General features: G+C 43.0%; 23 protein-coding genes, 1 tRNA gene and 2 pseudogenes. 12 read left to right on the top strand and 14 right to left on the bottom strand.

The genetic code is table 11. The features are described 5' to 3' along the window. Positions 1–47: 47 nt before the first annotated feature. The 7 genes and pseudogenes from ONZ52_RS09785 to ONZ52_RS09755 form a co-directional block, all read right to left on the bottom strand. Complete coding sequence (locus ONZ52_RS09785) at positions 48–134, bottom strand: flagellar basal body rod C-terminal domain-containing protein (RefSeq protein ID WP_265219383.1); 87 nt, start codon at positions 132–134, stop codon at positions 48–50. 41 nt (positions 135–175) lie between these two features. Further along, complete coding sequence (locus ONZ52_RS09780) at positions 176–1,744, bottom strand: flagellar hook-basal body complex protein (protein ID WP_265218422.1); 1,569 nt, start codon at positions 1,742–1,744, stop codon at positions 176–178. 12 nt (positions 1,745–1,756) lie between these two features. After that, entirely contained in the window at positions 1,757–2,467 is a 711-nt protein-coding gene (locus ONZ52_RS09775) for a flagellar hook assembly protein FlgD (protein WP_265218421.1), read from the bottom strand. Between the two features lie 10 nt (positions 2,468–2,477). After that, on the bottom strand, positions 2,478–2,927 hold the full coding sequence (gene flgC / locus ONZ52_RS09770; RefSeq protein WP_265218420.1) for a flagellar basal body rod protein FlgC: 450 nt from the start codon (positions 2,925–2,927) through the stop codon (positions 2,478–2,480). Positions 2,928–2,932: 5 nt separating this feature from the next. Then, positions 2,933–3,325, bottom strand: a complete 393-nt coding sequence (gene flgB / locus ONZ52_RS09765; RefSeq protein WP_265218419.1) for a flagellar basal body rod protein FlgB — start codon at positions 3,323–3,325, stop codon at positions 2,933–2,935. Between the two features lie 161 nt (positions 3,326–3,486). After that, positions 3,487–4,377, bottom strand: a complete 891-nt coding sequence (locus tag ONZ52_RS09760) for a CheR family methyltransferase (protein ID WP_265218418.1) — start codon at positions 4,375–4,377, stop codon at positions 3,487–3,489. A gap of 58 nt (positions 4,378–4,435) precedes the next feature. Then, a pseudogene (locus ONZ52_RS09755) lies at positions 4,436–5,366 on the bottom strand (chemotaxis protein CheV). 140 nt (positions 5,367–5,506) lie between these two features. Here ONZ52_RS09755 and flgA point away from each other — a divergent pair. The 4 genes from flgA to ONZ52_RS09735 all read left to right on the top strand — a co-directional run bounded on the left by flgA (position 5,507) and on the right by ONZ52_RS09735 (position 7,297). After that, positions 5,507–6,199 carry a flagellar basal body P-ring formation chaperone FlgA gene (gene flgA / locus ONZ52_RS09750; protein ID WP_265218417.1) on the top strand — a complete coding sequence of 231 codons (693 nt, stop codon included), beginning with the start codon at positions 5,507–5,509 and terminating at the stop codon, positions 6,197–6,199. 112 nt (positions 6,200–6,311) lie between these two features. Next, complete coding sequence (gene flgM, locus ONZ52_RS09745) at positions 6,312–6,623, top strand: flagellar biosynthesis anti-sigma factor FlgM (protein WP_265218416.1); 312 nt, start codon at positions 6,312–6,314, stop codon at positions 6,621–6,623. Positions 6,624–6,660: 37 nt separating this feature from the next. Then, the gene (locus tag ONZ52_RS09740; RefSeq protein ID WP_265218415.1) at positions 6,661–7,140 is read left to right on the top strand and encodes a flagella synthesis protein FlgN; all 480 of its coding nucleotides are present in this window, start codon (positions 6,661–6,663) and stop codon (positions 7,138–7,140) included. Between the two features lie 81 nt (positions 7,141–7,221). Continuing rightward, positions 7,222–7,297 (top strand) — tRNA-Arg (locus tag ONZ52_RS09735). Between the two features lie 75 nt (positions 7,298–7,372). On the opposite strand, the gene ONZ52_RS09730 is transcribed toward ONZ52_RS09735, so the two are convergent. From ONZ52_RS09730 to ONZ52_RS09715, 4 genes and pseudogenes are all read right to left on the bottom strand, one after another. Further along, positions 7,373–7,780 (bottom strand): OsmC family protein, encoded by a 408-nt coding sequence (locus ONZ52_RS09730; protein ID WP_265218414.1) that lies wholly within the window; start codon positions 7,778–7,780, stop codon positions 7,373–7,375. A 43-nt stretch (positions 7,781–7,823) separates the two neighbouring features. Next, positions 7,824–8,639: an indole-3-glycerol phosphate synthase TrpC gene (trpC, locus tag ONZ52_RS09725; RefSeq protein WP_265218413.1), complete on the bottom strand. Its 816-nt coding sequence runs from the start codon at positions 8,637–8,639 to the stop codon at positions 7,824–7,826. 20 nt (positions 8,640–8,659) lie between these two features. Next, positions 8,660–9,698, bottom strand: a pseudogene (gene trpD / locus ONZ52_RS09720) (anthranilate phosphoribosyltransferase). 23 nt (positions 9,699–9,721) lie between these two features. Continuing rightward, complete coding sequence (locus tag ONZ52_RS09715; protein WP_265218412.1) at positions 9,722–10,300, bottom strand: anthranilate synthase component II; 579 nt, start codon at positions 10,298–10,300, stop codon at positions 9,722–9,724. A gap of 210 nt (positions 10,301–10,510) precedes the next feature. Here ONZ52_RS09715 and ONZ52_RS09710 point away from each other — a divergent pair, with 210 nt between their 5' ends. Next, entirely contained in the window at positions 10,511–11,842 is a 1,332-nt protein-coding gene (locus tag ONZ52_RS09710) for a magnesium transporter (RefSeq protein ID WP_265218411.1), read from the top strand. A 40-nt stretch (positions 11,843–11,882) separates the two neighbouring features. Then, positions 11,883–13,025: a mechanosensitive ion channel family protein gene (locus tag ONZ52_RS09705; RefSeq protein ID WP_265218410.1), complete on the top strand. Its 1,143-nt coding sequence runs from the start codon at positions 11,883–11,885 to the stop codon at positions 13,023–13,025. Between the two features lie 67 nt (positions 13,026–13,092). Here the strand turns inward: ONZ52_RS09705 and ONZ52_RS09700 are convergent, their stop codons facing one another. Continuing rightward, complete coding sequence (locus tag ONZ52_RS09700) at positions 13,093–13,773, bottom strand: phosphoglycolate phosphatase (protein WP_265218409.1); 681 nt, start codon at positions 13,771–13,773, stop codon at positions 13,093–13,095. Beyond that, on the bottom strand, positions 13,770–14,444 hold the full coding sequence (gene rpe / locus ONZ52_RS09695) for a ribulose-phosphate 3-epimerase (protein ID WP_265218408.1): 675 nt from the start codon (positions 14,442–14,444) through the stop codon (positions 13,770–13,772). Before rpe ends, ONZ52_RS09700 begins: the two co-directional genes overlap by 4 nt. 89 nt (positions 14,445–14,533) lie before the next feature. Here rpe and ONZ52_RS09690 point away from each other — a divergent pair, with 89 nt between their 5' ends. After that, a complete protein-coding gene (locus ONZ52_RS09690; RefSeq protein ID WP_265218407.1) occupies positions 14,534–15,580 on the top strand; it encodes an alpha/beta hydrolase family protein in 1,047 nt (348 codons plus the stop codon). A gap of 26 nt (positions 15,581–15,606) precedes the next feature. Here ONZ52_RS09690 and djlA read toward each other — a convergent pair whose 3' ends face one another. Then, positions 15,607–16,398, bottom strand: a complete 792-nt coding sequence (gene djlA / locus ONZ52_RS09685) for a co-chaperone DjlA (protein WP_265218406.1) — start codon at positions 16,396–16,398, stop codon at positions 15,607–15,609. Positions 16,399–16,583: 185 nt separating this feature from the next. Between djlA and ONZ52_RS09680 the strand changes: the two genes are divergently transcribed. Genes ONZ52_RS09680 through apaG form a run of 5 tightly spaced genes read left to right on the top strand, consistent with a single transcriptional unit; the run spans position 16,584 to position 22,233 of the window. Further along, on the top strand, positions 16,584–18,779 hold the full coding sequence (locus ONZ52_RS09680) for an LPS-assembly protein LptD (protein WP_265218405.1): 2,196 nt from the start codon (positions 16,584–16,586) through the stop codon (positions 18,777–18,779). 2 nt (positions 18,780–18,781) lie between these two features. Further along, positions 18,782–20,032 carry a peptidylprolyl isomerase gene (locus ONZ52_RS09675; RefSeq protein ID WP_265218404.1) on the top strand — a complete coding sequence of 417 codons (1,251 nt, stop codon included), beginning with the start codon at positions 18,782–18,784 and terminating at the stop codon, positions 20,030–20,032. Between the two features lie 9 nt (positions 20,033–20,041). After that, entirely contained in the window at positions 20,042–21,061 is a 1,020-nt protein-coding gene (gene pdxA / locus ONZ52_RS09670) for a 4-hydroxythreonine-4-phosphate dehydrogenase PdxA (protein WP_265218403.1), read from the top strand. Further along, positions 21,058–21,858 carry a 16S rRNA (adenine(1518)-N(6)/adenine(1519)-N(6))-dimethyltransferase RsmA gene (gene rsmA / locus ONZ52_RS09665; protein WP_265218402.1) on the top strand — a complete coding sequence of 267 codons (801 nt, stop codon included), beginning with the start codon at positions 21,058–21,060 and terminating at the stop codon, positions 21,856–21,858. Before pdxA ends, rsmA begins: the two co-directional genes overlap by 4 nt. Continuing rightward, positions 21,859–22,233 (top strand): Co2+/Mg2+ efflux protein ApaG, encoded by a 375-nt coding sequence (gene apaG / locus ONZ52_RS09660; protein ID WP_265218401.1) that lies wholly within the window; start codon positions 21,859–21,861, stop codon positions 22,231–22,233. The last annotated feature ends 8 nt before the right edge of the window (positions 22,234–22,241 follow it).

Here is a 22,241-nt window from a genome sequence, read left to right as displayed (position 1 = left end):
CGGAACAGCAAAGCCGTTCCGGCACCAAATCTTCTCTCTCCAGAAAACTAGCGGAGGTTAATAATCGTCTGTGTTACCGTATTTTCGGTTTCTAATGTTTTACTGTTTGCTTGATAATTACGCTGCGCCTCAATAAGCGCAACAAGCTCAGACGTTAAATCAACGTTAGACTCTTCTAACGCCCCCCTTGAATTTTTCCGAACGTTCCCGTATTGGGGCGCCCTATATCAGCAGGGCCAGAACCCTTGCTTGCCAACCAAGTAGTGTGTCCAGACGGCATAAGACCGTCAGTACTGTCAAATGTTGCCAAGGCGATCTGGCCAAGAGTTGCCGTTTGCTGGTTGGTATAATTGGCCATCAAAAAGCCATCACTATCGAATGACACACCTTGCAACTCACCAGCTGAAAAACCATTTTGTTCAAAACTGTCTGTATTATTTAAAGCAAACTGCGTCGAACCCTTTAAGTCTAATGGTGTAATTTGACCACGATTGGTCGGATCCAATCCCATAACTTCTAATGTAATCGGCTGCGGAACACCAAAAGGTGGAAGCCCACGATACACTCCCAACAAGTTACCTGCAGGGTCAAAAGAGACGGTTGTATTTTTCTCTAAAAAGCGTGTATCTGCACCACTAAATGGATCTACATAACTTTCCTTTCCATCCAGAGTGACTCGAAGTTCGTAGGTATTATTTTCTCCCTGCTTAATAAAATAATAACCCATAGTGTGCGGTTCGCCCAAAGAGTCAAAAACCGTTCTGGTATTACCATAATTGTACGTTTCAGGACTTAATGGATCAAACACTTCTCGGGCCACCGCGATAGGTTCTCGCACCTCTTCTGGCGCAAGAGTTGAAGCAATCGCCACACCTCCTAATGTGCCAGCAACGGCTAAAGGTGTTTTTGTTGCCGCAGCGATCTCTGCTTCACCAGGCGCTGCAGCACCAAGATATAGAAGCTCAAATGGCTGCTCTTCTACACCATCACCGTTATAATCCGTACCGCCTTCTGCAGAGTTAAAAGTAGCAAACGTTTCACCTAGGAACGCTGCACCTGTTTCATCTGTCAAATTACCATCCACTGTCGCATGAACTTTATAGGTGTTCGGCAACTCACTTTTTGAATAATAGTAAGTCACTATATGACTTTGTCCGTTCCCATCGGCAATACCCTGAGTTTGCGTAAAGTTATAGGTATCTGGATTCAATGGGTCAAAATCAGCTCGAATAAATGCCGGAACATCATCATTTTCTGAGTTTAAATTTACCTTTAACTCCATTGCTGTGGTTGGCTCTGGTGGGATCCTATCCGTTGGTACCTTTAAGTCTTCCAAATTACCACCAACAACACCATCAACCGCATTAAACCCCAAAACATTACTGCCGTTATTAGTGACCAAAAAGCCATCTTCATCAAGCTTAAAGTTACCAGCACGGGTGTAGGATTGAGCAATACCGGAATCTAAAATAAAGAAACCACTACCATCAACGGCAAGGTCAAGGTTGTTATCCGTATAAGATATGTTGCCAGCGGAAAACTCTTGAGAAACCTTACTCACACTGACACCGGAGCCAATAGTATTACCACTCCCAGCACCAAGAACACTCGTGTTATATAGGTCGTCAAATTCAATACGTGACTTTTTAAAGCCTGTCGTATCGGCGTTGGCAATGTTATTACCTGTCACACTTAAATAATCAGCAGAAGCTTTAATGCCAGACAGTGCAGTATTGAATCCCATGATGCTCTCCAATTACCCTAATATTTCTAATTCATTCGTAAGTTTGATCTTGCCGTGGTTTTCCACGTTTAAAACCGTACCGTTCTCGCCATTAATGGTGACACCCTGGATGCGCGCTGGAAGCTGAGTCGTCATTGACGATACTTCGCCCTTCTCATCCGTTGAAGATGCGGCAAAACGATATTCACCAGGCGGCAAGGGATTTCCGTCATCACCTAACTTGTCCCATTTAAATTCCCCTGAATCCAGCGCAGCAGTGCGAACTAAACGATTATCAGCATCGTATATTTTCAGTGTTGCGGCTTTGGAGTTCTCTGGTATTACTGTTCTTAACTGAACCGTTTCAAGACCGTCGGTTACTTTCACTTTACTTCCGTCCATAAGAATAGACTTACCCACCAGTGTAGACGCACTAAGCGCCTGATTGGAGGTGAGCGAAGTGGCCATGCTTTCTAATTGATCCGAAATACTCGTCAACCTCTCCAAAGAACTAAACTGAGACATTTGCGCCACCATGTCATTCGCATCTTGCGGAGACGTCGGGTCTTGACCTTTGAGCTGCTCAATGTATAGCTTCAAAAACACATTTTGATCGGCTAATGCTCCCGCCTCTTCTGTTTTTGATACATCTGGCTTTTCAATGCCAGCCTTGGATTTAGCAGCGTCTGTGCCATATTGGGAAATTAACCCACCAAGACCTTTGCTATCAGATATATTTGCCATCTATCAGCTCCTATGACTGACCAAGCGTGAGCATTTTTTGCATCATACTTTTCGCTGAGTTCATAATTTCTACGTTTGTCTGAAAGGATCTGGAAGCTGACATCATATCCGCCATTTCTTCCATCGGATTTACGTTAGGGTAAAAAACATAGCCCTCTTCATTCGCCATCGGGTGATCTGGTTCATACCTTGGCTGCAACGGCGCGTTTGACTCCACTATGCCGTCCACCTTCACTCCGACACCTGCACCACTGTTATCGGTATTAACATTGCCCCAGCCGTTTTCGCGCATACTGTCATTCATCATTTCTGAAAATACGGGCTTGCGAGCACGATATGTTTGATCCGCTGAACTGGCGGCACTGTCTACGTTTGCCATATTACTTGCAATCGTATTCAAACGAACCGTTTGGGCGCTCATCGCAGACCCAGAAATAGTAAAAATATTACTCAATGACATGGCTATTAATTCCCAGTAAGCGCTTTTTTCATACCGCTAATTTTTCTATCCAAGAACATAAAACTCGTATCGAATTGCAATGAGTTTTGCGCATACTCTGCTTGCTCTCTTTGCATATCAACTGTGTTACCGTCTAATGACGGCTGACTCGCATTGCGAAAAAGCAACTCATCCGACTCTCCAGCAGTACTCTCGCCTGATATGTGACGAGAATTTGTACCAGCCAGTTTCAACTTATTACTCTCTGCATTAAATAGTGAATCGAATGAAATATCTCTGGCTTTATAATTTGGCGTATCAGCATTGGCGATGTTATTTGCCAGAACCGCCGCTCTTGCGCTGCGAAACTCAAGCGTTTTATCATGCCCGGCAAATGCACTTGCAAAAGATATAGCCATTCGACCCTCAAAAATAATTTATTAACTTGATCGATATAAAGCAATTATAATGCCAAAAACAAAAACCCTTTAAATTCATATACTTAAAAAATAAAAATAAACAAACGGCAAAAAGCGGCAATCACTAAAAGACATAATACAGAAACAAAAAAGCCCATCGATTACTCGGATGGGGCTCTTAAATACAGAATAGAAATAAATGTAAACGGAAATACTATAAAGATTTGGCCTTGTAGACTATCCACTGGGTGACACTGCACTATTTCAAAATAGTCTGACAGACCACTGAGTGCTTCTGAACCACCAAGAAACAAATACCCTCCAGGCTTCAAGCAAGCGTGCATTCTCTTCAAAATATCCAACTTAAGATCAACAGTAAAATAGATCAGCACATTTCGACAAAAAATCACGTCAAACTTACCCAAAGTAGAGAAGGATTCAATAAGATTCAAATACTTAAACTCAACCCGAGCGCTTAAATGCGGTTTGATCTTCCATGTTAGGTCATTTATCTTATCAAAATAGCGTCTTTGTAAGTCCGGCCCAAGACCACGTGCAATAGCCAAGCTATCGTATTCACCCTGCTTAGCGTGCTGAAGGATATTCGTACAAATATCGGTCGCTACTATTTTTTCACCTGCTTTTAACACACCAGGACGAGCCGATTTAAATTCGTCTATCACCATACTGATAGAATAAGGCTCTTGACCTGTTGATGAGGCTGCCGACCAAATTCTAAGAGGGCCTGATGTCATTTCAGGCAACACCCTATCTTTTAAAATTGTAAACGGGTGAATATCTCTAAACCAAAGCGTTTCGTTCGTTGTCATCGCATTAATGACTTCTTCTTTTAGTTTAGAGCTCCCATATTTTTCCAAGGCATCAACAAGTTGCTCAATCTTAGAAAAGCCTTCTCTCTCCAGCACTTTTCCCAGACGACTGGCAACCAGATATTGCTTGTTATCACTCAGCGAAATGCCACAAGCTTTCTGCAGATAGTCCCTGAACCTAATATAGCCATTAGGTGTAATTGCATTTGTACTACTGAGCATTAAAACTCCATATTTTACAGGTTCCATTTAAGGCTAGACAAAGCGTCCAGCCCAACCATTATTCAGACTGAACCTGCACTGTTTCTATTGCTAATCGAGCCAGCTCATCTGGCTGAAATTTCGCCAAGAAACCATCTGCCCCAACTTTCTTAACCATTGATTCGTTAAAAACACCACTTAATGATGTATGAAGAAGAATAAATAAGTCTTGTAGACGGCTATCATTACGAATTGAAGTCGTTAACGTGTATCCATCCATCTCTGGCATTTCTATATCAGAAATCACCATAGAAAACTCTTTCGTCACATCCTTACCTTCCGCCACCATGTTTTGAAGATAAGTAAGCGCTTCTCGCCCATCACAAAGAACCGTTGTTGCAAAACCGACTTGCTCCATACAACGCTTAATCTGCTTACGTGCCACAGAAGAATCATCAACTATGAGTATATGATGTTTCTGCGCATTTTCTGTGACACCTGCATTGACAATACCTTCAGAGATATCTTGGCGAGTAGGCGCCACTTCGGAAAGGATTTGCTCAACATCAATAATCTCAACCATCTCTTTATCAACCTGACAAACGGCGGTTAAATAATTGTCATTTGACAAACCTTTTGGTGGCGGCTGAATATCGCTCCAGTTCATGTTGACAATACGCTCTACACCACGCACTAGAAAACCTTGAATACGACGGTTGTACTCGGTGATAATCACAAAACACTGACTAATGTTTTCCATTGGGAACCGCCCCAGTCGCTAACCCTAAATCCAAAATAGGTATAGTGCCACCACGAATATGGGCAACGCCTCTCACTACCGGTGAACTATGAGGCATGGTCGTTAACTTAGGGCATTGAAGCACTTCTTTGACTTTAAAGACGTTAATGCCATAAATTTGCTTACCATTTAAGCGAAACAACAGCAATTCAAGTCGGTTTTCTCCTACAAGCTGTGTACGTTGGTTAACAGTATCCAGAACTCCAGCCATAAACGCCTCCAAAATGTGTAAACATTATAATGAGGTATCACCTCAAAATTGTTAAAATGCATCATCCAATGATAAAGTGATTTTTACTATTTTACTAACTATCTTATTTATAACCTAATCATAAACAAAGAGAGTGAATCATGCGAATAATAAGGCTAAGCGTAGCCTTCATTTGTTTCCAAACAGGCCTAGTATTCGCCTTATCCACAGAAGAACAAATTAACCACTTCATAGATCGAGTAGAAATTCCTCGGCTATCACAAATATACCCTGAAGCGACGATCAACATTACCTTAAATAATCTCGCGGCTCTCAATTATCTATCCGAATGCGAAGATGACGCAATTCAAATTAGCAACCAAAGACCTGAAGCCGTCAAACGCACGAACTATGAAATCAGCTGTGATTCACCTACGTGGAAATCCTACATACCCGTTACACAAGAAATTCTAATTCCCGCGATAAAGACCACAACACCGATTAACCGTGGACAGGTTATTGACCAATCCAACACAGATATCGGTGACGTTGATATATCAACCCTTAGAGGACAGGTTTTTACCAAAAAGAACCCACCCTATGGCCTCATCGCTTCACGCAACCTTCGTATCAACACCTTCATAACCGACACTCTTATCAACCAACCAACACTGGTAAAAAAAGGCGATATTGTCCTAATTACAGCAAGCAGTGGTACCATTATAGTTAGAATGAATGGCGTTGCATTGGAAAATGGCGTAAAGGGACAACAAATACGTGTCAAAAACACCAGCTCTGAACGAATTATATACGCCAAAGTTGTAACTGACAGTGAGGTTCTTGTAAACTATTGAGTACAGAATGATCGGCGACTTACTAAATGCTTTTTTCTGGGCTTTTCATTAAAGTTTCTGTAGACCCAGCCGACAATATAGACAGGCAAATCATAAAAGGGCGGAAAACCCAATGGCAATACATTTTACAGGTCTATCAAACCAGAGCACAATCAACAAAAGTGAGCGATCGCAAAAAGACGATTCGACTGGTAGTGCGACAGGAAAACAAAGCACAGTGCAAGGTGGTACGTTAGCAGAAGATACCGTTAGACTAAGCGGTACGGCACAAACTTTGCAAAATCAACAATCTAAAATTAACAATTTACCAGACGTCGACATGGCAAAAGTAGAACAGATTAAAAAAGCAATAGCGGCTGGTGAATACAAAATCGATACGCAGAAGCTAGCGAATAATATGGCTTCTATGGACTCGCTATTCTAGACTGTATATTTAATACGGTCTTTAAACGGTCTGTCTTATGATTCCCATTGCCCCTATATTTGTCAGAAGCAAAGAGATATTAGAAAAGCTCTCTTTGCTTCTTGATGATGAACGCCTCGCTTATGGTGAAGTAAACAGCCAAACCATTCTTAGCTTATCAGAGCAAAAGCAGACACTGCTTGATGAAATGAATCAGCTCAATGAAAAAAGAGTTAACGTCCTTATTAAATTCGATATTGTTGACCGAAAAAATCCTACCGAAGAAGCGTTTAAAAAGTGGCTTAGCTTACAAGATAGCTCTATGGATAATGTTCGCCTTCTCATGCAAGAGTGCGACACTCTATTAAGACAATGCAAAACCAAAAACAATACTAACGCTCGTATTTTAAATACGCTGCAAAAACGCAATAAACATCTCTTCGAACTCCTCCAAGGCCACAATAGTAAGAACAAAGTCTATACAGCCAGAGGATCAACTCGCCCTATCAGCAGTAAACACACACTAGGCAGAGCTTAAAAAGTCATACGAATCAATACTATACTGGGTTCGAATTTGTGTTTCAGGCAAAAATAAGGTATAAAACCTTCTTAAAAATACGTCCTCATAGGTAAACGGGATATACCGGCCGCCTCCTAAGCAGCTATTCCAGGTTCGAGTCCTGGTGAGGACACCACTTTTCTATATACCAAGAAAAGCCAGACATAAAAAAAGCGCTTATAAGCGCTTTTTTTATGTCTGGCATAATGGCTTATTCTACGTCGATCACTTCAAAACTATGAACGATTTTCACCCCACCTCTCTCAAGCATAAGAGAAGCAGAACAATACTCTTCTGCGGATAGTTTAACCGCACGGGCAACTACGCTTTCTTTCAAATTACGGCCAGTCACAACAAAATGCACTCGAATTTCAGTAAACACGGCCGGCACAGTATCAGCACGATCAGCATCAATCTGCGCAACGCAGGAAACAACATCCTGGCGAGACTTCTTTAAAATACTCACCACATCATAGGAAGTGCAACCACCAAGCCCTGCCAACAACAGCTCCATAGGTCTTGGCCCAGCCACTTGATTACCGTCAATTTCCACCTTAAAGCCAGAGCCTGTTTCGGCAGTAAAATGCACATCTTCTTGCCAACTCACATTCGCTTTCATATTTTAACCTTATATTATTCAGCCATGACTAAAACTGTCGACACTATGATTGAAACAGCTCAGCTAATTTTTTACCCGGATCATCAGCACGCATAAACGCTTCACCAACCAAAAACGCATGAATCCCTTTTTGACGCATCAAGGCAACGTCATCACGAGTGTGAATACCACTCTCAGTGACGATAAGTCGATCAGAGGGGACATCACGCATTAACTCAAATGTATGATCTAAACTCAGTTCAAAGGTATGAAGGTCCCGATTATTAATACCAAGCAATTCCGTCTGAGTATGCTCTAACGCCAAATCTAACTCGGAACGATTATGCACCTCAACCAAAACATCCATACCCAAATCACGCGCCATTTGATCCAATTCACGTAACTTTTGACCACTTAAACAAGCAGCAATCAGTAAAATACAGTCAGCACCAATCGCCCTAGCTTCAAGAACTTGATATTCATCAACAATAAAGTCCTTGCGAATAACAGGCAATTTACAAGCGGCCCGAGCTTGTACTAAAAACTCTTCGTGGCCTTTAAAAAAATCACTGTCTGTTAAAACTGACAAACAAGCTGCACCGCCTTTTGCATAGGACTTTGCAATATCGGCAGGAATAAAGGGGTTACGTAAGATCCCCTTGCTCGGAGACGCTTGTTTCACTTCAGCAATAACAGCGGCCTTACCAATGGCAATTTGGTGCTTTAAGGCATGAGCAAAACCACGAGGCGCATTATGGACATTCGCCACTGACGCTGCCACTTCTAAGTTTCCGTATGGTGTGTGGGATTTACGCTCCTGAATTTCTTCGTATTTACGAGCGACTATTTTCTTTAAAATGGTCGGAGTTTCTATTTGCATGGATTACTGCTCCTCTCTATTTACAGTGAATTGAGAACCATAAAACAACGAGTAAAACTAGCCAATTCAGACATTTTGACCTTCGCTGTACCACCACCAATCACATCTTCGGCAATGTTTACTCCTTCAGCTAAAGTATCTGCAATACCTGAGACGTAGATCGCTGCCCCGAGCATTTAAAGCAACAATATCTCGAGCAGGATTAATTTTTCCTTTACCATCTAACGCCGTCTTCACCAAAACAAGGCTTTCTGTGGCATCGGCCGCTTGAATGGTATCAATAGACTGCAGAGGAATACCAAAATCTTCAGGGGAAATTTTGTATTCTAAAATCACCCCATTTTTCAACTCAGCAACATAGGTGGGCGCCGCAATACTAATTTCATCTAGGCCATCTTCTGAATGAACCACCATCACATGTTCACTGCCTAACGCTTTTAATACTTCCGCGATAGGTCGCACCCATTTTTGATGAAATACGCCCATCACTTGACGTTTAGCATTCGCTGGATTGGTTAAAGGTGCCAGTAAATTAAAAATAGTACGAGTGGCCATTTCTTTACGAGGGCCAACGGCATACTTCATCGCTGAATGATGATTCGGCGCAAACATAAAGCCTAAGCCAATTTCTTCAACACATCGGCATACTTGCACCGCATCTAGGCCAAGGTAAATACCAGCCTGTTCCAACACGTCCGCACTACCTGATTTAGAAGACACGGATCGACCTCCGTGTTTTGCCACTTTACCGCCAGCAGCGGCAACTACAAAAGCAGACGCCGTCGATACGTTGAATAAATTACCGCCGTCCCCCGTACCACAGGTATCCACAACACCATCAAGATTTAACTCCACTTTACTGGACAGCTCTCGCATGACTTGTGCTGCCGCCGTAATTTCTTCGACCGACTCACCTTTCATTCTTAGGCCTATAAGAAAACCACCTATCTGTGCTGGCGTGGCTTTTCCCGTCATGATGTCATTCATTACTATGCGCATCTCAGCACCATTTAGATCTTGGCGCTCAACAACAGCGGCAATCGCCTTTTGAATATCCACCAGCCTCTCCTATCGTATTAAAATTATCGTGTTAAGAAATTGGCCAATAAAGCATGGCCTGCTTCGGTCAAAATCGACTCAGGATGAAATTGCACCCCTTCTACGGCAAGCGTTTTGTGTCGAATACCCATAATCTCTTCTCTTTCACCCGCTGCCGTTTGACTCCACGCCGTCACTTCCAGACAATCTGGCAAAGAGTCTGCAGATATTACCAACGAATGATAACGTGTGGCTGTTTGAGGATTCGGCAACCCCTTAAATAGCGACGTATTTTGATGATAAATATATGAAGTTTTACCATGCATAACATTTTTAGCACGAATCACTTCGCCACCAAAGACTTGACCAATACTTTGATGACCTAAGCAAATACCCAATATGGGAATCTTGCCTGCGAACCTCGCAATCGCCGCTAAAGATATACCCGCTTCGTTAGGCGTACAGGGACCGGGTGAAATCACCAGATGAGACGGAGCAAGACGCTCAATATCTTCAAGACTAATTTCATCATTACGAAACACCTGCACATCTGCACCCAACTCACGAAAGTATTGCACTAGGTTATAAGTAAAAGAGTCGTAATTGTCGATCATCAATAACATAAAGAAGAGACGCGCCTAAAAGCAATAATAAAATATCGTAATGTAAAATGCGCCAAATTCTACACTGTCATGAACACCGTGTCTCCCATAGGAAGGATGCGATACGCCATCGCTGATTTATAAAGCTTTGCTTCATATGCATACGGTTATGCGACAAAGCTGAAAGCATGTTATCTTTACCACAATTATTTTGTGTTTTAAGGATGTCCAGTGCACAGCCAAGTCACCGATCTCATCGAAACCCTCATTCATGACGAGCATTCTCCCGAGTCAATTAATAAGGCCATTTCCGAACTAACCCCCGATGACGTTGCTTTAGCGCTTGAGTCTATTCCTCTGGCACAACGTAAACAAGCATGGGCAAATATTAAGCAGGCAAACCGCCTTGATATTCTCGTTGAAATGCGCGGAGAATCTCGTCAATTACTCCTAAAAGGCTTAGACGATACCGAAATTGAAACCTTATTCACCGATGTAGACGCGGAAGACCTACTTGAAATAACAGACTCCCTTCCTGATCGCCTCGTTGATATTGCCCTTAAGCAAATGGACAATAAGCAACGAGAATATTACCAACAAGGTATTGTCTACGATGACGATGTAGTTGGCCGCTGGATAGACCACGAACTGCTCATTGCCTCTCAATCCATTCGAGTATCAGAAGCACTAAGACTACTGAAAAAGAATACCCCTGCCTACACAGACATGGTGTATCTCGTGAATCGAACTGGTCGCTGGGTAGGGTGCGTCAAATTTGACCAGCTATTTAAGGCGCAAGGGCATGAGCCTATCTCCGGACTTATTGATGAGGAATGCTCCTTTATTCATGCTGATACAGAGCTAACCAAAGCCGCAGAACAACTAGAGCGCTCCTCCTTGTCAGCACTTCCTGTTGTGGACGACAATCACATTTTATTAGGCCGTTTTCATGCTGGGCTGGCCATGGAAACATGGCGTCTAGAAAACGAAGCTCAACAAATGTCGACAGCCGGTCTTAACGAAGAATCTGATCTATTCGCACCAGTCAAACGCAGTGCGGCAACTCGCGGCATCTGGCTGGGCATTAATCTCCTGACCGCTTTTTTGGCTTCCGCTTTTATTGGTTTGTTTGAAGCCACATTACAGCAAGTAGTTGCACTAGCGGTATTGATGCCTGTTGTTGCCTCAATGGGTGGCATCGCCGGTAGCCAGACACTGACCCTTATTGTACGAGGCTTAGCACTTGGACAAATCACCCGTAGCAACTTGAAGTCATTGCTGTCAAAAGAGTTAAAAGTTGGCGGACTGAACGGTATATTATGGGCTATTGTCATCGGAGTGGTCACTCTTTGGTGGTTCGAAAGTCCGATGCTCGGTGCCGTTATCGGCCTCGCTATTATTGTCAATATTCTTATGGCAGCACTTTCTGGTGTACTAATACCTGTTTTGCTAGACAAACTACGTATTGACCCTGCGTTATCTGGTTCCGTTATTTTAACTACGGTAACGGATATTGCAGGTTTCGTCGCCTTCTTAGGGCTGGGTACTTTGCTGTTACTCTAATCCACTAAACAACTCATACGACAAAGAGACTAAGAAAAAAATGAACTGGGAAACAATGCAAATTTATTTAGGCCTTGGAGATACCCAAATGCACTGGGTGGTCCGAGTCTTTTTTGTGGTATTTGGCACACTCATCGCCAACTTTGTTGCGAATCATATTTTGACGCGTATAGACAAACAACTAGAACGTACAAAAACCCCCTGGGATAACGTACTGATTCACGCTGCACAAAAACCCGTCGGAGTATTCATATGGTTAGTAGGCCTAAGCGTTGCCGCTGAGATATCTGGTTCAGAGATGGATCCTGGGTTGTCTTCGCTGATTAAGTCAATCCGAGAAATTGGCGTTATTGTTATTCTTACTTGGTTTATTCTACGCTGTGTTTCTGAGAGTGAAAGAACCCTTACTAACTCAGATAAAGTGGCCACTAAGGTTGACTACACCACCGCCAGCGCTATCAGTAAATTATTACGCGCTTCCGTGGTTATTACCTCGGCCCTCGTCATCTTGCAAACCTTAGGCTATAGCATTTCTGGTGTATTAGCGTTTGGTGGCATTGGTGGTATAGCGGTGGGTTTTGCGGCAAAAGACTTACTAGCCAACTTCTTTGGTGGATTAATGGTGTATTTAGATCGTCCTTTTGCTATCGGCGACTGGATTCGCTCACCAGATCAGAATATTGAAGGCACAGTCGAACACATAGGCTGGCGACAGACGCGCATCCGTACCTTTGATAAACGCCCGCTGTATGTACCAAATGCCACATTTTCAACTATTTCGGTCGAAAACCCTTCACGTATGACCCATCGCCGTATTAATGAAACAATTGGCGTGCGTTATAGCGATTTTCATCTTTTACCCACTATTTTGGCTGACATAAAAAATATGGTCGCCAATCACGAAGATCTAGATACAAACCAAACTTATATGGTGAATTTTAATCAGTTTGGCCCTTCATCTTTAGACTTCTTTATTTACGCCTATACTAAAACGGTAGATTGGAGAACCTACCACAACGTCAAACAAGATGTTTTATTTCAAGCGATGCAGATCATAGAAGCACACGGTGCGGAAGTTGCGTTCCCCACACACACTCTCCATATGGCAAAAGACAGTAAAATGACACTATTGCCTGAACAATCAGGATCACCAGAACCTTTATCAACCGAAGTTGAAAAATGATTGCCACAAAAAATGCCAAGTTAAATAACTTGGCATTTTTTAATGCGTACTTTGTTTCACAGCGAGTCTAGACCAGTAACTCCGCCAAATCATCAATAATCGCATCCGCACCTAACGCAGCCAAATCTTCACCTTGATGATAACCATAAGTTACCAAAGCACACTTAAACCCGGCGTTGCTCGCAGCTTTAAAATCGGTAATGGAATCGCCTATCATCAAGCAATTTTCTGGCAAGGCTTCAATCGACTCACTGCAATGCAACAAAGGCAAAGCGGAGGGTTTTTTCTCTTCTAATGTGTCGCCACCTAACAGCCAACCAAATTGCTCCGTTAACTCAAAATGATCCAACATAGGTTTAACAAACACACTTGGCTTATTGGTAATTAACGCAACGGGCACATTATGATGTTTCAGCGCTTTCAACAAAGCTTTTACATTAGGATAAAGGGTCGTTTTATCCGTCAGGTGTGCATGATAATGCAATAAGAAAACTCGATACGCTTCTTCGTGCTTAGCTTTGTCTATACCAGCCCAATCCAAGGCCTGCTCAATCAACTTGGCCGAGCCAAAGCCCACCCAGCCCCGTACGCGACCCTCGCCCGCTAAAGGGGCACCCAATTCCGCTAAAAACGCATCAACAGCGTCGGCGATATCCGGCACACTATCAACTAGGGTGCCATCCAAATCCAGACACACCAGTTCAGGCCACCCTTCAAACCAATCGGAAAAATACTTAGGTGTTTTCATTGACGAACGCTCGCTAATTCTTTGCGCATGCTATCAATGACTGACTTATAGTCAGACTTACCAAAAATAGCCGACCCTGCCACAAAAGTATCCGCACCAGCACGAGCAATCTCAGCAATGTTCTTTTCACTAACACCACCATCCACCTCAAGGCGAATGTCATAACCGCTAGCGTCTATCAATGCTCGTGCTTCACGAAGCTTGTCTAGCGTTCCAGGGATAAAAGACTGTCCACCAAAACCTGGATTGACAGACATCAATAAGACCATGTCGATCTTGTCCATGACATGTTTTAAATAATGTAAGGGGGTAGCAGGGTTAAACACTAAACCCGCTTTGCAACCACCGTCTCGAATCATCTGTAAGGATCGATCTATGTGCTCGCTGGCTTCTGGATGAAAAGTAATAAAGGAAGCCCCAGCTTCAATAAAATCACCAATCATACGATCCACTGGTTTCACCATCAAATGAACATCAATATCCGCGGTCACACCATGTTTACGCAACGCTTTACAGACCATAGGGCCAATCGTTAAATTGGGAACGTAATGATTGTCCATCACGTCAAAGTGTATGATATCGGCTCCGGCCTCTAACACATTGTCAACTTCTTCGCCCAATCGAGCAAAATCGGCAGAAAGGATAGAAGGGGCAATGATAAAATCATTCATATCTGACTCCAGCAGTGACACAATAAAGGTCTCATAATGAAAATTTACACTGCATTTTACCAAGACACTTAAAAGAAGTATTGAAAACAATGAAGAAATTTAACGCGCTAAGCCACGCCATCATTACACTTCTTTTCTTGAGCAAAAACCTCCCTGTTTTAGCAGAAGAGCCACAAGCCGCGACCAATGGCACACAAGAAAAAACTGCCACGCCAACAGAAAGCACGACAAATGAAAGCACTCCTGCGCCAAACACTTCAACACAAAACAACGCTGAATATGCTATCCCTCAGCCACAAGCATCACGCCTTAATGCGCTAAAAACGTCTTTAATGTTGAGGCAACTAAATCACCAAATATTAACATTAGAGGCGAACAGTGAGCCTTTTCTTACCCTTTACAGAAGATCAATGACCAGCGACACGCAAGGCTGCATTCTCCTACTACACTCAGACAACGAACATCCCGATTGGCCTGATGCGATAGCGCCATTGCGTAATGCCCTACCTGAATACAGCTGGTGCACCTTATCCATTGACGTTCCAGACATTATCAAGCGCGCAGACCCAATAAAAATCAATACATCAACACCAAACGATGCATCAATCGCCGACAACACACAACCAACATCCGCTGAGCTGCCTAACCAAGCTGTGGTTTTTGGCAGAATAGACGCCGCTATCGCTTACGCAAAGACGCAAAACATCGAACAATTTAGTTTTCTTGGCTATGGAACTGGCGCAAGTTACGCACTGAGTTTTTTAGCCGCGAACCAAGGCGCGGGTAACGCTTTAATTCTCATTGACATTGAATCACCAGCAGGCTCATCTAGCTACGAAATGGCTCAAAAAATTCGCCAAGTCCCCCAGCCTATTTTGGACTATTATGTTAGCTCAACAAGAAGTGATCAATTTGCGATGTGGCGCAAACAAGCCGCCAACCAAAGAGCAGAAAAACGGGGGGACTTTATTCAACTTGATGCTTTACCAGATAGAGTCACCGGAAAAGACAGCAAACAACTGCTTATACAGCGAGTTCGAGGCTTTTTAAAACAAAACACCGATCAAATAAATCAACAAAAAACATTACCCAGCGTAAAAAAAGGGCTCTTTTACGAAAGCCCTATTAACAATTGATCACTAAAAAAATAATTCATAAAGTGTTATTTGCGCGCTTTCTTAACCATTTCATATGCCGCTTGAATTTCTTGAGTACGCTCTTTCGCCAGCTCAATCATTTCATCTGGCAGGCCTTTTGAACTCAATTTGTCGGGATGGTGCTGGCTCATTAAACGACGATACGCCTTTTTAATCTCGGCATCCGTCATCTCAGGCGTCACACCCAGCGCCTCATAGGCCGCTTTTAATAAATCTTTCGATCCCATGCTATTTGAGGATGACTGAAAACCTTGACTGAAGTGAGCTTGCTGTTTTACTTGAATATGCAACGCTTCAAATTCTGCAACCGACACCCCAAGGTACGAACAAACTTGAGAAACAAAGGCTTTCTCCTCCAAACTAAAATGGCCATCAGCGTAAGCCGACACCAGCAACACCTCTAAAAGTGTGCGAGTTAAATCACCAGGGCCAACCACCTGCTTGAAGGTATTTAGTACTGAAGCGAGGTCGAAATTTTCAGACTTTCCCTCATTAAACAATCGCTTAGCCTGATCCTGAGCCGCTGGCGACAACCTTAAACGCTGCATAACAGATTGAGCCAACTGGATTTCTGCTTCTGTTACTTGACCATCAGACTTAGCCAATCGCCCCATTAAAAGAAATAATGTGCGAAAAAAAGTTTCCTGCTGCAGCCGTACATCGGCTCGACTACGAATTCGACTGAAAGCACCGCCAGTCTGGGCTTTGTCTATCACGCCCCCCACACAAAATCCCAGTAAAGCCCCGATAAAACCGGCTAAAATATAACCCAAAATTGCACAAACAATCTTCCACATAAAGATATTTCTCCAGAATCGGTAGCCCCTATGGGCCTGCTTAGATTATCATTTGTCTCTCAACATGGACCCGCTTATGGGCAGTATCCGATTTCGGACAATAACTTTTGGTAGCAAGTATACCCTGCATGGTTAAGCATTTACGAACATACGCCTTATTTTTTCAAAGTCTTTTCGTATTGCCAATGGCATACGGACAAGTGGACCAATGGGATTGGATACCAAGAGAATCCTTAACGAAAGAACAGCAATCTCAACTCAGTCGATACTGTCAAGGATCCTATATCAATAGCTGGCAAGCAAACGATATTCAAGGAACCGACCTCACCGCAGATCTAATAGTCCGTGACGAAAACGGCGTGATTCATCTTCAAGGTGAGGCCGAAATACGCCAGCCAGAAACCACTTTGTCTGCTGACAAAATTGAAGGCATACCAAATGAATATTATCAAGCTAATGGAAATGTTACTCTACGTAGTAACGATCAGCTGATCCGCAGTTCACGCGCCTACATAACAAATAATAACAGCTCTCCAACAGAATTTAGCGACGCCAAGTTCCTTAGCCATCAGTCCAAAACGCGTGGCGAAGCTAAGCTACTCTCACGGAGTCAAGATGGCGTCATTTTTATAAAAGAAGGCTTTTTTACTACCTGTGAACCCACTGAAGAGAGCTGGCAGCTTTATGGAAGCTCCATTAAGATTGATACGAAAAGTGGCTTTGGTACTGCAGAACATGTACAAATTCGTGTGGCTGGACTGCCTATTTTTTATTTCCCTTGGTTGCGTTTTCCAATTGATAACACTCGTCAAACAGGCTTTTTGTTTCCTAGCTTTGGGTTCTCAGGATCAGATGGTCTAAGCCTATCAGCGCCTTTTTACTGGAACATTGCACCGAACTATGATGCCACTATCACACCACAGGTTATTCAAAAAAAAGGCGAAGGACTCGATCTAGAGTTACGTCACCTAAGCCCTTATGGTGAGACAATGTATGAGCAGTCCACTTTTTTTGATAATGACGAAGGTGAGCAAACCCTACTCAAACTCACAACCGCACAAAAAATAAACACCTATTTTAGTACAGGCTTCTTGCTAGAAGACAATCCAACAGAAAACAAATACCCAGAGGCAAACAGCACATCCATTGGTGAAAAAGATCATTACCAACGAAGTGTTTATGTGAGCGCTAATAATGGCAACCTCTTAAATAAGGTGACTTACTTAACTTACCAAACACCAGATAATACGGTTGATAAACCTTTCGAATGGTTACCCAGGGTTGATAGCTCCTATCGATTATCGACAAGTAATTTAGATTATAGAATTGATGCCCAATACACGGATTTTTACGATCCAGACGAAAATAATTTTGATGGCAAACGAATCGTTTTGAATCAAGACACAAAAGCGAACATCAGCAATGGATGGGGAAGTTTAACGCCAGGACTTTTAATACAGTACCGTGACTATGACATCCACAATTACACAACAACATCTGACAGCGAAGAGTCCATTAGTCACATTACTGGATACATAGACTCTTCTGTAGTGTTTGAACGCCGCTTAATTCTAGACAATAGCCCGTGGAGACAAACACTGGAACCACAATTAAGTTATTTAAACTCGCCTTATAAAGATCAAGATTTTATTCCTGACTTTGATGCAAGCGTACCAACGATGACCTATTCTCAAGCCTTCAGCCACAATCGCTTCAATGGCAATGATAGAATCGGCGATACAGAGCAAGTAACATTTGGTCTAGAAAGTCGTCTATATGATGCAAACAATAATGAAAGATGGGCATTTAAAGCCGGTCAGATCTTTTATTTGAAAGATCGTTATGTTGGTATTACTGGCAACACGGATGAAAACAATGCAATTGATGACTCAAAGCGCAGCGATTTACTCACTTCGACTAACTACAATACTGATCGTTTTAGTTTAACAGGGAATTTGAATTACAACCTAGACAACAGCAAGGTAAACTTAGCACAAATCGTTGCATCACTAACACCAGTTGATGATGTCAAAATCAATCTTAGTTATTTGTATACAATTAACAATACTGATCCAGATGATGATGCCAAACAAGCAAGCGTAGGGACAATTTTTCCAATCAACCAAAATTGGTCAATGTTCACACAATACACTTATGATTTCTTAAGAGAGGATGGCACTAAAGAAATCGCAGGACTAGGTTATGAAAACTGCTGTATAAAGGTTTCGATGAGCTATCAACACTGGCTCAATGATGACAATCAATACGATCGTGGCGTCTTTTTACAATTTATTTTACGTGGCTTAAGCAGTGCGGGTCGTGCTAATAGCGAAACTAACATTGCTGACAGTTATTGGAACCAAGGAAAAGTTGGATATTAATCATGAAGTTGTTTTCTTTTTTCTCTTTTATGTTCGTGACATTGCTACCGTTGCAAACATTACATGCTGAACCGACGAAGATTGATGGCATTTCAGCCATTGTAGACTCAAAACCTATTTTAGAAAGTGATATTCAAAATCGCTTTCAAATTGTCAAAGACCGAGTGCCTGGCGGAGTGATGACAGATAACATTCACCGTCAAATTCAAAACCAGATGATTGACGAAGCTCTGCAGGTAAACTACGCGCGCAAAATCGGCATGCGTGTCTCTAGCACAGATGTGGATAACGCCATACTTGGAGTCGCTCAAAATATGAACTTAGATTTGCAAGGCTTAAAAGATGTACTCGCTAGCAAGGGTATTAACTACTCACGCTATCGCGAGCAAATTGAGCAAGAAATTCTAATCAATAATGTCAAACGAGAAATTTTAAAAAAGCGTATTGTGATTTCTGAGCAAGAAATTAACGATTATTTAAGCTCAGATACCAGCATTACCAAAGAAAAAGAACAAGTTCGTCTGCGTCACTTACTTATCAGAGCGAGTAACCCAGAAGAAGCAGAAGCCAAAATTCAGTCTATTAGACAAAAAATCAATACCGAAGAAGATTTCATTCAGCAAGCAGTTGAAAACTCTGACGGGCAATTTGCTATTGAAGGAGGGGATTTAGGTTGGCGTCCGCTAAATCAACTACCGCCGTTATTTGTTCGTGCCTTAGAGGCCGATAATGGCCCTCTTATTGGACCATTACAAAGTAATGCGGGCTTTCATTTGCTTTGGCTGATCGAAAAACGTTCCCCTGATGTTACCCTGCAACAACAAACTAAAGTACGTCACATTTTGGTCCGTGCTAATGAAATTCGCAATATAGAGCAAACCAAAGCATTAGCCGATGACCTTTATAATAAGCTAGAAAATGGTGCAGATTTCACGCAACTTGCGAAAGAACACAGCGAAGATCAAGGCTCTACCTTGCAAGGTGGTGATTTAGGCTGGGTAACACCGGGCACCATGGTCCCTGAATTTGAGAATATGATGAATCAAACTAGCATCGGTGACATCAGCAAACCTTTCCGCACACAATTCGGCTGGCATATTTTGCAAGTCGAAGGTCGTCGTGAAGCAGATATCAGCGACAAAGTAAAACGTAGTAATGCTGAGCGCGCCTTAACCGCTCAAAAACAAGATGTCGTGCTTAGTAACTGGCTTGACGAGCTACGCGCAGATGCCTTTATTGACATCAAAAAATAAGAGAAAAACATGGCGAATAATCCGGTAGAGTCACTCCCTATTATTGCCATCACCTCTGGTGAACCGGCAGGAATCGGCCCTGACATTATTCTAAGCGCCTTAAACGAGCAGGCATTTCCTGCTCGTTTAATTATTCTTGCTGATCCACAATTGCTGAAAGATAGAGCGTCAACACTGGGTCTAACTGTCGACACTCGAACACTCAGTCACTCACATGAAGTAAGTGCACATCAACAAGGCATGATTAGCGTCTTGCCAATTCAGCAAGCGAAACAGACGATTGCAGGCGTGCTTGATATTGAAAACGCCCCCTATGTTTTAGAAACACTCAAGCAAGCTGGGGAAGGTTGTCTACGAAAAGAATTTGATGCCATTGTCACCCCTCCGGTTCACAAAGGCATCTTATGCGAAACGGGTGTGCATTTTTCTGGGCATACCGAATTCTTTCAGGCTCAGTGTAAGTCACCACATGTGGTGATGATGCTAGCAACAGAAGCAATGAAAGTGGCACTCGTCACCACTCACCTACCACTAAAAGATGTGTCTGCTGCCATTACAGAGCAAAGTATCAGTCTTGTCATCAACGCACTGAATCAAGACCTGCAAGAGAAATTCGGGATTACAAAACCAAAGATCTTAGTCTGTGGCTTAAACCCCCACGCGGGTGAAGATGGCCACCTTGGCAGAGAAGAAATTGACGTAATTATCCCAACACTCGATAAACTGCGCCAAGAAGGCTTAGATCTTGTGAGTCCTCTTCCAGCAGACACCCTGTTTACCCCAAAATACCTAAATGATGCCGACTGCGCCTTGGCTATGTATCACGATCAAGGCTTACCTGTGTTAAAATATTCAGGTTTTGGTAATGCCGTCAATATCACATTAGGCTTACCTATTATTCGAACATCTGTCGACCACGGCACAGCCATTGATTTGGCTGGCACAGGCAAAGCAAACAACGGCAGCCTTAAAGTGGCCATTCAACATGCTATTAACATGGCAAATAACGCGAAAAAGTTTTCTAAATGAGCAAACAGCAACCCCATAAAGCCAGAAAAAGATTCGGCCAAAACTTCCTTCATGATCACGGCGTAATTCGACGCATTGTGGCATGCATTGGCCCCAAAAAAGGTCAGCGCATCGTCGAGATTGGGCCGGGCAAAGGCGCCTTAACGGAAGGCATAATCAGTGTCACTGAGCGCATGGATGTGGTTGAACTTGACCGTGATCTAATCCCTATTTTGAAGGTAAACTTATTCCGCTTTCCCGAGCTTACCGTTCATGAAGCGGATGCCATGAAATTTGACTTTGCCTCACTGAGCACGCCAGAACAAGCCATTCGTGTTGTAGGCAACTTGCCTTACAACATTTCAACGCCGCTTATTTTTCACTTATTAAGCCAAGCCAACGCCATTGAAGACATGCACTTCATGCTACAAAAAGAAGTGGTTGATCGTTTAGCCGCGCGCCCTGGTGATAGCCTTTATGGACGCCTAAGCGTAATGGCGCAGTATTACTGCTCCGTCGAATCACTCTTTATTGTTGGGCCTGAATCATTTGACCCAGCACCAAAAGTCGATTCTGCGATTGTGAGAATGACGCCACACAAATCATTACCTTACCCAGTTAATGACATAAAAATGCTAGAAGACATGGTCAGAATAGGCTTTCAACAACGCCGCAAAACCCTACGCAACAATTACAAAGGGGTATTAGACACCGATGATTTTTCGGCACTCAATATTGACCCCACCTTGCGTCCTGAAAGGCTTGACGTAGAAGACTTCGTTCGAATCACCAACTACATCCTCAAAAAGGAAGGGTAAATGCAGAAATATGACGTCGCGGTTTCTGTTCGCACAGAATATCTCGCAAGCCAATCCACACCTAATGAATCCCGTTACGTATTTGCCTATCACATTTCAATCAAAAACTGCGGAACAGAGCCAGCCAAGCTTCAGACCCGCCACTGGATTATTACCAATGGCAATGAACAGGTACAAGAAGTGAAAGGCAGCGGTGTCATTGGAGAATATCCGCACTTAGCGCCAGGAGAGTCTTTTCATTACACCAGCGGCACGGTGATGGACACGGTCGTTGGTAGCATGCAAGGTAGTTATCAATTTCTGGCTGATGATGGCACAGAGTTTGAAGCCCCTATTCATCCTTTCACCCTGTCCGTACCCAATCAGGTTCACTGAGGCGACTT

Origin of the sequence: Marinomonas rhodophyticola, from assembly GCF_026113935.1 — a bacterium.
GTDB classification, from domain to species: domain Bacteria; phylum Pseudomonadota; class Gammaproteobacteria; order Pseudomonadales; family Marinomonadaceae; genus Marinomonas; species Marinomonas rhodophyticola.
This window is presented reverse-complemented; position numbering and strand designations above follow the sequence as displayed.